The following is a 13,113-nucleotide window of genomic DNA, read 5'->3' on the forward strand; positions in this document are numbered from 1 at the left end:
TTAATTAGTAATTTTAGGAAGGTAGTGTCTTATGAAAATTGATATGAATTTATTGAAGAGAAGAATTAAAGTAGCTAATAAGGAGGTAAAGGCAGATACAGTTGTGAAAAATGGAAAAATACTAAATGTTTTTACTGGAGATATTATGAAAGGCGATATAGCTATTGCAGATGGAATTATAGCAGGCATTGGTCAGTATGAAGGCGAAAAAATTATAGATGCACAGGATAAAGTTATAGTCCCTGGATTTATTGATGGCCATATGCATATAGAAAGTACAATGTTGACACCACATGAATTATCAAAAGTTCTCATTCAACATGGGGTTACTACAGTAATGGCTGATCCCCATGAAATTGCAAATGTTGCAGGTATAGATGGGCTCAGCTTTATGTTAAATGCATCAGAAGAATTGCCGATAGATGTATTTATTATGCTTCCTTCATGCGTTCCAGCAACTTCATTTGAAAATAGTGGAGCAAAACTTGATGCAGAAGATTTACAACCTTTTTACACACACCCAAGGGTTTTAGGACTCGCAGAATTTATGGATTTTTCGTCTATAGTGAATTTAAATGAAGAGATGTTACAGAAAATTATTAATGCTCATTTAAATGGAGGTATTGTAGATGGACATGCTCCGGGACTTAGCAAAGAAGAGCTAAACGTATATATATCTACAGGGATTTATGCAGATCATGAATGTGCTAATGTTAAGGAAGCAAAGGAACGTTTAGAATTAGGTATGTACTTAATGATTAGGGAAGGTACAGCAGCTAAAGAATTAAAAAAACTAATAAAAGTTGTAACTCCAACAAATTCAAGAAGATGTATATTGGTTACAGATGATAAGTTACCTGATGATTTAATTGTTGAAGGTAGCGTAGATCATAATGTTAGGCTTGCAATAAAAGAAGGACTAGATCCAGTTACAGCTATTCAAATGGTAACAATTAATGCAGCAGAATTTTTTGGTCTTCGTAGTTTTGGAGCAATAGCACCAGGGTATCAAGCTGATTTATTAATATTAGATGAATTACAGAATATTTCAATAGATAAAGTTTTAAAGAAGGGGATATGTGTTGTAGATAATGGGAAAATAAAGAAAGAAGAATTTAAAACAAATGATAACAGTAAAGAATTAGCTCTGAAGTTACCTAAGATAAATATGAAAGAGTTAGAAAAAAATGCTTTTGAAATATCTTTATCTTCTGATTTATGCAATGTAATAGAAATAGTTCCTAATAGTTTAATAACACATCATAGAGTTGAAAAAGTTGATATAGATAAAGGCAATTTTAGTACATCAATTTCTAATGACCAATTAAAGATGGCTGTAATAGAAAGACATCACGCAACAGGAAATATTGGATTGGGAATTGTTAAAGGATTTGGTATAAAAAATGGAGCAATTGCAACAACGGTCGCTCATGATTCCCATAACATTGTAGTTGTTGGAACTTCTGATGAAGAAATGTTTTTAGCAGTTAATCATCTTAAAAAGATGAATGGAGGAATTGCAATTGCTTCAGGTAAAGAAATTATAGCATCATTACCTCTTGCTATAGGAGGATTAATATCTGAGAATGGCTATTTAGAGGTTCAACAACAACTTAAAATTTTAAATCAAGCTTTAAGTATAATAGGAGTTAATGCAGATTTTAATCCTTTTTTAACTTTATCATTCTTAACTCTTCCAGTTATTCCAGAAATTAAGTTAACAGATATGGGATTGTTTGAATTTAAAACATTTTCTCATATAAAAGTTCAAGCTTAAAAAATTTATGTTTGAAAAAAGTACATTTTAATGAAAATGTTTATTATTTTGAAGTTAGAGAAGAGAACAGATTTTAGCAACTGATTTTTAAACTTAAAATTAGAACATGTGAAATAGTCATGATTTTTTATTGATGTTATTTCTTGGGAAATAACAAAGTATATAAGCAACTTCATCACATATGATGAAGTTGCTTTAAATAATAATGAAGCTAAAAAATAACCATAAAAAATAAATTAAATTTATTTTTTAATTATAGTCCGCTATCACCATAATTTGATAATACTCGGGCACTAGGATCGTCTACAGCACAGCCTTCCCACTCTTTGTTTGGCATCCAAAAATCAACTATCATTTTTGCTTGGCCTGGATAGTATTTTTCAAAAATTTCTCTATATAGCAATGATTCTTTTGTAAATGGTTGAGCATGGTAGTTATACTTTTCACTTGTTTTATCAAAATCTTCACCACTATAGACTGTTTCTGCATACTCCTTTAAATAATCTACCATAGAATGTCCTACAGCATCGCTAAAGGCTGCTTTTTCACGATATAAAATATTATGTGGAAGATAATCACCTTCAAAAGAATGCCTTAAAAGGTATTTCCCCATATTGTATTTGTTTAATTTCTTTTCAGGGTCAATAGACATAACATATTTTACAAAATCTAAATCACCAAATGGCACTCTTGCTTCTAAAGAATTAGATGCGATACAACGGTCCGCTCTAAGTACATCATACATAAAGAGTTCTTTAATTCTCTTTTGTGATTCTTTTTGGAATTCTTCTGCATTTGGAGCAAAATCAGTATATTTATATCCAAATAATTCATCAGAAATTTCACCAGTTAGAAGTACTCTCACATCAGAAATCTCATGTATTTTTTTACAAATTAAATACATACCAATACTAGCTCTTATTGTTGTAATATCAAATGTTCCAAGAAGTTTAATAACCTCTTCTAGTGAGTCAAGAACTTCTTCTTTGGTCATGTAAACAACAGTATGATCACTATGAATGTAATCTGCAACTTCTTTTGCGTATTTTAAGTCAATTGCATCTTCTGTCATACCTATAGCAAAAGTTTTTATTGGTTTGTCAGGATACATTTTTTGAGCAATTGAACATACTAATGAGCTGTCTAAGCCACCACTTAATAAGAATCCTACTGAAGCATCAGCATCCATACGTTTTTCTATAGCAGTTACTAATTTGTCATGAATGTTACTACAAATAACGTCTAAGTCATCTTTGCAGTAATCACCCTTTACTGATGCGATATCACAGTAGCATGTAAATTTACCATCAGCATAATAATGTCCTGGTGGAAATGACATAATCTTTTCTGTAAGACCAACTAAATTTTTAGCTTCACTGGCAAACATGATTTTACCACATTCAGAATAGCCATAGAATAGAGGACGAATTCCAATTGGATCTCTTGCTGCAATGAAAGTATCCTTTTCTCCATCATAGATAACGGCTGCGAATTCTGCATCTAATTTTGAGAACATATCTAGCCCGTACTCTAAGTACATTGGAAGTAATATTTCGCAATCACTGTCAGAAATAAATTTATGCCCTTTTGCCATTAGTTCCTCTTTTAATTTACGGAATCCATAAATTTCACCATTACAGATAGATGCATCTTTTTTTCTTGTGAATGGTTGCATTCCACCAAAACTTAAATCCATAATAGCAAGTCTTTGAAAACCTAAAATACCAGATGGTAAAGTTAGAATTTCAGTCATATCTGGTCCTCTAGACTCAGTTCTTTGTAATGCCCCAGCAAATTTTTCATGTTTCATGTCTGTTCCTGTATAACACATAATTGTACACATATTAATATTCCTCCTCAGTTAAATAAAAAATGTAATTGTTCAAATATTTATCTCTATTAAACTTTTTTGTAATAAAAAAAGCCCTTCATCCTATAAACATAGGACGAAAGACTTAAACTTCCGTGGTACCACCTAAATTAGCTTAAAAAAAGCTCACTTTAATCAGTACGGAATTAACTAAATAAATTCGATACTGTCCAAGCTATAACGGTTTGGCTCCGTCCAAGACTACTCTTAATAAATTTCGTTTGGAAGCTCCGGGATGTTCTTCATTATTAGTTTCGTATCAGTCTCTCACCATTACTGATTCGCTTTGACTACCTCATAATAACTACTCTTCCCATCAAGGCTTTTATATTGATTGTTTGAAATGTAAATTTAAATTTATTTCATTTTACTTGGAATTTTATAATCAGTCAAGAGATTTATAAAATATTTTTTAAATAAAATTAAGTTTCTAAGATATTGGACAAGTATAAATCCTTATTGAAATTTAAAAATAGTGGGTTTCAATGATCATGTTTTGCATATCAAGTTTTAAAGAGAATTAAAAAAATATGCAATTATAATGGTTGTACATTTGGAATTTTAAAACATAGGGATAAATATTTTTATTTATGTTATACTATATGCTGTGAATTGGAATTTTATATGGAATTTTGTTGAATATATTCCAGTATAATAAATCTAATGATAAAAATTATAGACAATTGAGAGGGACTTTAAATGAAAAAATTAGGACTAGCAATTCAAATTCTTATTGGACTTACACTAGGTATTATAATAGGAGCAGTTTTCTATGGTAATCCAGTTGTCGAGTCATATCTACAACCGTTTGGGGATATTTTTATCCGATTAATCAAAATGATAGTTGTTCCTATTGTATTTTCATCACTTGTTGTTGGTGTTGCCGGTGTAGGTGATATTAAACAAGTAGGTAAAATTGGTGGAAAAACAATACTTTATTTTGAAGTAGTAACTACAGGTGCTATTATATTAGGTTTATTAGTAGCAAATTTAGTTCATCCAGGAACTGGTGTAAATATTCAGGAGCTTTCAGCAGTTAGTATTGATAAATATATGAGTACCGTAGAAGCAGCATCTAATCATGGTTTTATGGATACATTTATAAATATTGTTCCAACTAATATTTTTGAATCATTTGCTAAAGGTGATTTACTTGCTGTTATATTCTTTTCAGTTATGTTTGGTTTAGGTGTTGCTGCAATTGGTGATAAAGGGAAACCAGTTCTTGCTGTTTGTCAAGGCGTGGCTGATGCAATGTTTTGGGTAACGAATCAAATTATGAAACTTGCTCCGCTAGGGGTATTTGGTTTAATAGGTGTAACAGTTTCTAAATTTGGACTAGCTTCCTTAATTCCATTAGGAAAATTAGTTATTACTGTTTATGGTGCTATGATTTTCTTTGTACTTGTAGTGCTTGGTTTTGTGGGAAAAATATTTGGAATAAGTATTATGGCACTTATAAAAATTTTAAAAGATGAAATTATTCTTGCATATACTACAGCAAGCTCTGAAGCGGTTTTACCAAAACTTATGGAAAAAATGGAGAAGTTCGGATGTCCAAAGTCAATTACATCATTTGTTATTCCAACAGGATACTCATTTAACTTAGATGGATCTACATTATATCAAGCTATTGGAGCACTTTTTATTGCACAAATATATGGAATTCATTTACCACTTGCTACTCAAATTAATTTAGTATTTGTATTAATGATTACTTCAAAAGGTATGGCAGGAGTGCCTGGTGCATCTTTTGTTGTTTTATTAGCTACTGTAGGTTCTGTAGGTATTCCTGTAGAGGGGGTAGCTTTTATTGCTGGAATCGATCGTATTGTTGATATGGCAAGAACTACTGTTAATGTAATTGGAAACTCATTGGCTGTTGTTGTTATATCTAAATGGGAAGGAAAATATAACGATGAAGAAGGAAAAAAATATTTTGAATCCATTAAAAATGTAGCATAATTAAATAAAATTAATAAATTAAACTGGATTGATACGTATAATTAAGAAAATATTGAATACAAGTCTTTTAACAATAATTATACAAAAATCAGCGCAAAAGAATTAGCACAAAAATTATAAAGTTAAGATCTGACTTCGATATTTAATTGGAGTCAGATCTTTTTAAATTTCTCAACCATAGAACATTTAGTTTTTTTGATATTAAAATATCACATTTATAGAAGTAGTTTTATTATTTAAATTATTTACTATAAATGGAACATGTTATTATCTTATAATAGATGTTTTTAGCAATTATTATGAAATAACATTTTTATTTTAATAAAAAAATGAAGAAATTGTTGCAACTTTATTAAAAATAGACTAGTATATATTTTAACAGTTCAGACGAAGATAGTGGGAGAGTTGTGACTATGGTCATGCACCGAAGAAGTAAATCTTTCAGGTACCTATTTAATTAGAGATGACCGCTATTGGATGAACCCTTGGAGAGACTCGAAATAGAGCACCGAAGGAGAAAGTCGTAAGACGAAACTCTCAGGTAAAAGGACAGGGGAAAGGTAGCATATCTTATAAAAGTAATACATTATATATTACTTCATTTAGATTTTATCTATTCCCATTTGTATCTCCAATAACAAAATACTTATATTAGGAAAAAGTATTTTTTAGTACATGCTTTTTGACTAACATGGAGGGATAAAATGGATCAATTAACAAAAGTACTTACTCAAATCGATTTTATAGTATTGGGGGTTCCACTTTTAGTCTTACTAATGGAAACTAGAATCTGTCTTACTGTACGTCTAGGATTAATTCAATTACTCAAATTGTCTCTTTCTCTAAAATTTCTTTTTGAGAAAAGTGAAAAAGAGCACAATGTAGAAGGTGATGTTACTAGTTTTGCAACATTATGTACTGTATTAGCAGCTACTATATCTTGTAGTTATGCTTTATAACAGTACTAACATCAATAATACTTTTTTGGGGCATTATAGAAATAGAAAGCTATATTTCAATGGCCCAATAATAATTCTAGAAAATTGTGATCTCAGTAACACAGATTTAAAAACAGTAACATTTAGAAAGGCGGAATACATATGTCAGAAAATCAAAATTTATCGAGAGGACTAAAAAATCGTCATGTTCAATTACTTGCAATTGGAGGTGCAATTGGTACGGGATTATTCCTTGGTGCAGGCAGGTCAATTCACTTGGCAGGTCCATCTATTTTATTTGCGTATATGATAACAGGGATAATTTGTTTTTTTATTATGCGTGCCCTTGGGGAATTATTGCTTTCTAATTTGAACTACCATTCTTTTGTAGACTTTGTATATGATTATCTAGGAGATAGAGCCGCATTTATTACTGGATGGACCTACTGGTTTTGTTGGATTTCACTTGCTATGGCTGACTTAACTGCTGCTGGACTTTACATACAATATTGGTTCCCGAATATAGCTCAATGGGTTCCAAGCCTTATAGTTCTTGTAATTTTACTAATTATGAATCTTACCACAGTAAAGTTATTTGGTGAAATGGAATTCTGGTTTGCCTTAATTAAAGTTGTTGCAATTTTATCACTAATTATAATTGGTACATTTATGATTATTAAAGGATTTTCTACAGATGCGGGTATATCTAGCTTTACAAACCTTTGGAGTCATGGTGGCTGGTTTCCAAATGGGTTAAGAGGTTTTATCCTTTCTTTCCAAATGGTTGTATTTGCTTTTACTGGAATCGAATTAGTTGGTTTAACAGCTGGTGAAACTGAAAATCCAGAACATGTTATTCCAAAGGCTATTAATAATATTCCAATTAGAATTATTATTTTCTATATCGGAGCACTTACTGTTATTATGAGTATATACCCATGGAATTCAATTAATCCAGATAAAAGCCCATTTGTACAGGTATTTGCTGCAGTGGGAATCGCAGCAGCAGCAAGTATTGTGAATTTCGTTGTACTAACATCAGCTGCATCTGCTTGTAACAGCGGTATCTTCAGCACAAGTCGTATGGTTTACTCTCTTGCTAAAGAAAATAATGCACCTGAGTCAATGAAAAAATTAACTTCTCATCAAGTACCTTCTAATGCTACAATGTTTTCTGCAACTGTCATATTGATTTCAGTTATTCTGAACTATATTATACCAGAAGGGGTGTTTGTACTTATTACAAGTATATCAACATTCTGCTTTATCTTCATTTGGGCAATTATAGTTATCTGCCATCTAAGATATCGCAAAACTAATCCTGAGCTTGCTACTAAGAGTAAATTCAAAATGCCATTTTATCCAATGGTAAACTATATAATTCTATCATTTTTTGCTTTTGTTATAGTCGTATTGGCACTTAATAATGAAACTCGTGTAGCCCTATTTGTAACACCTGTATGGTTTATAATGCTTGGTATGATTTACAAGATACTTAAATCAAAAAAGAAAAATGAAGAAAATGTAAAAAGAAATTTAGTATAGGTTAACTCACTTACGTTAGACATTTGTATGACAATAGATTAATTATTTAAGAGTTTTGTCTTAAATCTTCAAAAATAATATTAGCCCCGTTAAGATAATCATAATCATTGTTTGGATCTTTAGTTTTTAATAATGACCATGTTGCATTATAAAATTTAACTACATATAAAAAATCTAATAGTTTTTTATAATCTTCTTCTTTATAATAACCAAAATATTGTATTAATAAATTCTTTCTACAATTATCATTAAGGAACCATGATATTGTAGCAAGATCCCAAAAAACATCGCCCATGGCTGAATATTCATAATCAATAAAATATAAGTTGTTCTTTGAAAGAAGTATATTTGAACAATTAAGATCATTGTGACATAAGCCTATAGTTGGATTATTATTTAGAATAAATTCTAGATAATTTAATTTTTTAAAAAGTGTATCAATATAATTAGGTAAAGAGATATTGAATTTTTTACATAAATCAATTCTAGTTTTTATATGATTAAAAGGTTTAAAGAGCTTTTCACAATTTAAATTATGAAGTTCTTTTAATCTTTTAGTCAATTTGTTAATAAAATTAATAGATGAGAATTCATCTTCAGTAGGCATGTTACCCTTTATCCAAGGAAGAATCATATTACCACTTTTGATAGAAAAATAATAAGGTTTAGGAGTTAAACTAATAGTAGAAGCTTTATTTATAATTTGAAATTCAGTTGCTCTATCATTATCTAAATATAGATTGGTGCAAATTCTAATAAAAAAATCATTACCATTATATGAAATTTTATAGTTATTATTATTAAGTCCACCTATTCTTTCTACAGAGGTAACGAGGTCAGTATTCCAATTAGTATTTTGTTTTAATAAAAACAATAACTCTTCATTCATTTTAAATATTCTCCTAATTCATTTATATAAAATAATAAAGAATTATAACAAAAAACATTAGAAAAGGGAATAAAAGATTTATACAAAGTTTAATAAAGAATTGATTGTAGTTAATTAGTAATTAATGTAATTGTTTAAACTAAGATGGTTTCATGAAGAAAAGATTTTGTTTGACAAGTAATATATTGAAGGATATAATCAGTATGAAAATTAAACTGTATAAGGTGTTTTATTGACTTAATAGGGAATTGGGTGAAAACCCCAAACTATCCCAGTAACCGTGAAACTGACGAAATTCTTAAATACACCACTGTAAAATTCGGGAAGGTGAGAAAAGTAGGATGAAGTGAAGTCGGGAGACCTGCCATATATAGAATTCATATTATCTTCTGAGGGTGAGATAATAAATATTTATTAATTTATTGTTATGCTTAATAAAGATATAAACTATAACTAATATAAAATTCTTAGTATGTATTTTTAGAGCTACTCTCAAAAAGAGTGGCTCTTTTTTGAGTTAATATGATTTTTAACTGATAATTATTAAGTTGCACTGATAATATTTTTTAGGAGGAATGGAAATGAAACACAAAAGAAAACTCATATCATTATTAATGATTTTAGCAATGTTTATGTCAGTTTTAGTAGGTTGTACTGAAAAAATAACTGCGATGCGTGATAGAGAAGGTAATGAATTTGTAGCACCTAAGGAAATTAATAAAATAATTTCAACGGCACCATCAAATACAGAGGTATTAATGGGATTAGGCTTAGGTGATAAATTAATTGCAATAGATAATTACTCAACAGATATCGAAGGTGTTAATCCTGAATTGCCACAATTAGATTTTAGAAATCCAGATGTTGAAGCTATCATTTCGTTAAAGCCAGACATGATAATAGCCTCTGGGCATAATAAAGTAGGGGATGAAGATCCATTTGCTTTAATAAAACAAGCAGGAATAGCAGTTGTATATATACCAAGCAGTTACAGTATTGATGGTATTTATGGCGATATAGAGTTTATGGCACAAATAACAGATACTGAATTGAAAGGTAAAGAAATAGTAGAAAATATGAAAAAAGAAGTTAATGCAATAAAAACTATTTCTGATACTATTACAGAAAAGAAAAGTGTTTATTTTGAAATAGGCTCAGGTTCAGGTTTATTTACTTTTGGTAAAGATACTTTTTTAAATGAAATGATAGAAGTAGTTGGAGCTAAAAATATTTTTGGAGACCAAAATTCTTGGATAACAACTTCAGAAGAGTCAGTAATTGCAGCAAATCCCCATGTTATTTTAACAAATAATTTAGGGCTTAGCGGAAATGAAAAAACTGCAATAGAGGATATAACTAGCCGTGAAGGATGGAACACAATCACAGCTGTTAAGAATGGTGATGTATATATGATTGATAATAATGCTTCTTCAAGACCATCACAAAATATAATTAAAGCATTAAAGAAAATGGCAAAGGTTATTTATCCAGATGAATACAAAGACTTATAAAAATAGAATATTATTAATGCTATCAATTCCGCTAGTATTTTTAATTTTATGCATTGGAACTTCCATTGGGAGTTCCAATATTGGTATTTTAGATATTATTTCAATTCTAGGCCATAAAATTTTTAGTGTTCCATTAAGTGATGGAATTGATTCAAGCCAGGTAGTAATAATTTGGAATGTAAGATTACCACGGGTATTATTAGCCTTTATTGTTGGGGGATCATTAGGTGTAAGTGGTGCTGTAACTCAGTCAGTTCTTAAAAATACATTAGCATCACCATATACTTTAGGTCTGTCTTCTGGAGCCTCATTAGGTGTAGGAATATTAATTGTAAGTGGTGCTTATATTCCATTTTTAGGCAACTTAACAATGCCAATAGTTGGATTTGTTTGTAGTTTGGTTACAATGATTGTAGTTCTTAAACTTTGTGAAAAAGCAGATAGCGCTATATCGAGTAGTAGAATAATTCTTGTTGGTATGGTATTTTCACTATTTTGTAATGCAATATTAACTACAATTTCAGCATTGTTTAGTGATAAAATGCAAAGTATTGTAATGTGGCAAATGGGTTCATTCGCAATGAGAGGATGGAGTTACGTTAAGGCTTCAATACCTTTTTATATTATTGGATTAGTTGGCGTAATGATTTATTGTAGGGAAATGGATGTATTAACATTTGGAGAAGATGAGGCAAAGGCATTAGGTGTTGAGACAAATAAGGTTAAAAGAAATTTATTTTTATTTGTAGCGTTTCTTACGGGTAGTGCAGTTGCATTAAGTGGAGTAATTGGTTTTGTTGATTTAATAGCACCTCATGTTGTTAGAAAGATATTTGGATCAAACCATTCATATGTAATATCAATGTCAGCAGTATTTGGAGGATGTTTGATGGTAATAACAGATTTAGTTTCAAGAACAATAATTGTACCATCAGAGTTGCCAGTTGGCGCCATAACTGCATTAATTGGAGCACCATTTTTTGCTTATATATACTTTAAAAAATAAAAGTAGGTGAAAAGCATGTTAAAGATAGAGGGGCTAAGTTGTGGATATGATAATTTAGACGTAGTTAAAAATATAACCTTTAATATTGAAAGAGGAAATAACTTTTGTATAGTTGGACCTAATGGTTGTGGGAAAAGTACATTATTAAAATCTATAGCAAATTTGATAGATTATAAAGGCAATATTACTCTTGATTCAAAAGAAATACGTAAGTTGAATAGAAAAAAGTTAGCAACAAAGATAGCTCTTATGAGCCAATCAAGTAATATATATTTTCCTTATACTGTTTTTGAAACAGTATTATTGGGTAGATATGCTCATATAAATGGAGTATTTGGAAAGCCAAGTAATGAAGATAAGGACATGGTCTTAAGGTGTCTAGATAATGTTGGGATATCGAATTTAAAGGATAAGCTAATAACTGAATTGTCAGGAGGACAGCTTCAAAGAGTTTACTTGGCAAGAGCATTTGCACAAGATCCAGAAGTAATACTTTTAGATGAACCAACAAATCATCTGGATTTAAGATGTCAGATTCAAATACTAAAATATTTAAAAAGCTGGACAAAAGAAAATAATAGAATAGTAATAGCGGTATTACATGATTTAAACCTAGTTCAAACTTTTGGTGAAAAAGTGCTGTTATTAAATGAAGGGCAAATCATCAAGGAAGGTACACCAAAGGAAGTCTTTAGTGGCGAAGAGTTGAAAGAGGTTTATGGAATAGATATTAAAGAATTTATGATTAATGCACTGGAAAAGTGGAAGGATAATTAAATTATACACATATATTATATCTATTTTTAATACATAAGTATGAAAGGAAGTTAATTATGGTTAAAAAGTTTATTATGTCTTATAGTTGTGGCAAAGATAGTACTTTGGCTTTATATAGAATGATAAAAGCAGGACATAAGCCAGAAGTTTTACTTGTTACTGTTGATAGAAAAAATTGTAGATCTTGGTTTCATGGGGTGCCTGAAAATTTAATTAGAGAAATGGCAGATTCTCTGAATATATCTTTATTATTAGTTGATTCAGAGGGTGGAAATGATTATGAAGCGACTTTTACAAAAGCATTAATTTGTGCTAGAGAAAAACATGGGATAGATTCTTGTGTATTTGGTGATATTGATTTAGAACCACATAGAGCATGGTGTACGGATAGATGTAATGAAGCAAGCATTGAAGCTGTATTTCCTCTTTGGCAAGAAAATAGGGAAGATTTAGTTTATGAATTTATTGATTCAGGATTTAAAACAGTAATTAAGAATGTAAAGCTTAAGTGTATGTCTGAAGATTTTTTAGGAAAAGTATTAACTACAGATGTTGTAGAACAAATAAAAGCTACAGGTTCTGATGCTTGTGGTGAAAATGGGGAATATCATACATTTGTATATGATGGTCCATTATTTAATTATCCAATAAATTTTTCTAAAAAAGGAATAATAAAAACTCAAGAGTATGGATATTTAGATATTTAGAATAAAGAATAAAAGAAAAATACATAATATTGATAAAATAATTTTTGGCTATGTTTTAGCAGAGTGTTGATATATGCATAAGCAAAGTGGACTGAGTAATTGAACTTAGGAATGCTAAAATGAGTATA

General features: G+C 29.9%; 10 protein-coding genes, 2 riboswitches and 1 other annotated feature. Of the genes, 8 read left to right on the forward strand and 2 right to left on the reverse strand.

Features of this window, described 5'->3' with window-relative positions; genetic code table 11:
- Positions 1–31 precede the first annotated feature (31 nt).
- A complete protein-coding gene (gene ade, locus RGC78_RS10620; protein WP_309556615.1) occupies positions 32–1,777 on the forward strand; it encodes an adenine deaminase in 1,746 nt (581 codons plus the stop codon).
- 253 nt (positions 1,778–2,030) lie between these two features.
- Here ade and asnB read toward each other — a convergent pair whose 3' ends face one another.
- Positions 2,031–3,620, reverse strand: coding sequence for an asparagine synthase B (gene asnB, locus RGC78_RS10625; protein ID WP_252212747.1), 1,590 nt, complete (start codon positions 3,618–3,620; stop codon positions 2,031–2,033).
- Between the two features lie 96 nt (positions 3,621–3,716).
- Positions 3,717–3,976 (reverse strand) — a binding site (T-box leader).
- 370 nt (positions 3,977–4,346) lie between these two features.
- Between asnB and RGC78_RS10630 the strand changes: the two genes are divergently transcribed.
- The 3 genes from RGC78_RS10630 to RGC78_RS10640 all read left to right on the forward strand — a co-directional run bounded on the left by RGC78_RS10630 (position 4,347) and on the right by RGC78_RS10640 (position 8,095).
- Positions 4,347–5,612 carry a cation:dicarboxylate symporter family transporter gene (locus RGC78_RS10630; RefSeq protein WP_309556616.1) on the forward strand — a complete coding sequence of 422 codons (1,266 nt, stop codon included), beginning with the start codon at positions 4,347–4,349 and terminating at the stop codon, positions 5,610–5,612.
- A gap of 475 nt (positions 5,613–6,087) precedes the next feature.
- Positions 6,088–6,175, forward strand: a riboswitch (glycine riboswitch).
- A gap of 141 nt (positions 6,176–6,316) precedes the next feature.
- Positions 6,317–6,571 (forward strand): alanine:cation symporter family protein, encoded by a 255-nt coding sequence (locus RGC78_RS10635; protein WP_252212745.1) that lies wholly within the window; start codon positions 6,317–6,319, stop codon positions 6,569–6,571.
- A 141-nt stretch (positions 6,572–6,712) separates the two neighbouring features.
- Positions 6,713–8,095, forward strand: a complete 1,383-nt coding sequence (locus RGC78_RS10640; protein ID WP_309556617.1) for an amino acid permease — start codon at positions 6,713–6,715, stop codon at positions 8,093–8,095.
- A gap of 46 nt (positions 8,096–8,141) precedes the next feature.
- On the opposite strand, the gene RGC78_RS10645 is transcribed toward RGC78_RS10640, so the two are convergent.
- Positions 8,142–8,984 (reverse strand): phosphotransferase, encoded by an 843-nt coding sequence (locus RGC78_RS10645; RefSeq protein ID WP_309556618.1) that lies wholly within the window; start codon positions 8,982–8,984, stop codon positions 8,142–8,144.
- Positions 8,985–9,189: 205 nt separating this feature from the next.
- Positions 9,190–9,367: riboswitch (cobalamin riboswitch) on the forward strand.
- A gap of 198 nt (positions 9,368–9,565) precedes the next feature.
- Here RGC78_RS10645 and RGC78_RS10650 point away from each other — a divergent pair.
- The 4 genes from RGC78_RS10650 to RGC78_RS10665 are packed head-to-tail and all read left to right on the forward strand — an operon-like array spanning position 9,566 to position 12,985.
- Positions 9,566–10,495: an ABC transporter substrate-binding protein gene (locus RGC78_RS10650; RefSeq protein WP_309556619.1), complete on the forward strand. Its 930-nt coding sequence runs from the start codon at positions 9,566–9,568 to the stop codon at positions 10,493–10,495.
- Positions 10,476–11,501, forward strand: a complete 1,026-nt coding sequence (locus tag RGC78_RS10655) for a FecCD family ABC transporter permease (RefSeq protein WP_252212741.1) — start codon at positions 10,476–10,478, stop codon at positions 11,499–11,501. The genes RGC78_RS10650 and RGC78_RS10655 overlap by 20 nt, the downstream gene beginning before the upstream one ends.
- Before the next feature lie 15 nt (positions 11,502–11,516).
- Positions 11,517–12,278 (forward strand): ABC transporter ATP-binding protein, encoded by a 762-nt coding sequence (locus RGC78_RS10660; RefSeq protein WP_252212740.1) that lies wholly within the window; start codon positions 11,517–11,519, stop codon positions 12,276–12,278.
- A gap of 56 nt (positions 12,279–12,334) precedes the next feature.
- Positions 12,335–12,985, forward strand: coding sequence for a Dph6-related ATP pyrophosphatase (locus RGC78_RS10665; RefSeq protein WP_309556620.1), 651 nt, complete (start codon positions 12,335–12,337; stop codon positions 12,983–12,985).
- Positions 12,986–13,113 lie beyond the last annotated feature (128 nt).

The sequence above is a fragment of the Clostridium aquiflavi genome, from assembly GCF_031344075.1.
Lineage (GTDB): Bacteria > Bacillota > Clostridia > Clostridiales > Clostridiaceae > Clostridium > Clostridium aquiflavi.

Excerpts from the sequence above, each read along its gene's own strand:
- RGC78_RS10630 (WP_309556616.1), top strand. The coding sequence starts at position 4,347 with ATGAAAAAATTAGGACTAGCAATTCAAATTCTTATTGGACTTACACTA.
- RGC78_RS10635 (WP_252212745.1), top strand. The coding sequence starts at position 6,317 with ATGGATCAATTAACAAAAGTACTTACTCAAATCGATTTTATAGTATTG.
- RGC78_RS10645 (WP_309556618.1), bottom strand. The coding sequence starts at position 8,984 with ATGAATGAAGAGTTATTGTTTTTATTAAAACAAAATACTAATTGGAAT.
- asnB (WP_252212747.1), bottom strand. The coding sequence starts at position 3,620 with ATGTGTACAATTATGTGTTATACAGGAACAGACATGAAACATGAAAAA.
- RGC78_RS10665 (WP_309556620.1), top strand. The coding sequence starts at position 12,335 with ATGGTTAAAAAGTTTATTATGTCTTATAGTTGTGGCAAAGATAGTACT.
- ade (WP_309556615.1), top strand. The coding sequence starts at position 32 with ATGAAAATTGATATGAATTTATTGAAGAGAAGAATTAAAGTAGCTAAT.
- RGC78_RS10640 (WP_309556617.1), top strand. The coding sequence starts at position 6,713 with ATGTCAGAAAATCAAAATTTATCGAGAGGACTAAAAAATCGTCATGTT.
- RGC78_RS10655 (WP_252212741.1), top strand. The coding sequence starts at position 10,476 with ATGAATACAAAGACTTATAAAAATAGAATATTATTAATGCTATCAATT.
- RGC78_RS10660 (WP_252212740.1), top strand. The coding sequence starts at position 11,517 with ATGTTAAAGATAGAGGGGCTAAGTTGTGGATATGATAATTTAGACGTA.
- RGC78_RS10650 (WP_309556619.1), top strand. The coding sequence starts at position 9,566 with ATGAAACACAAAAGAAAACTCATATCATTATTAATGATTTTAGCAATG.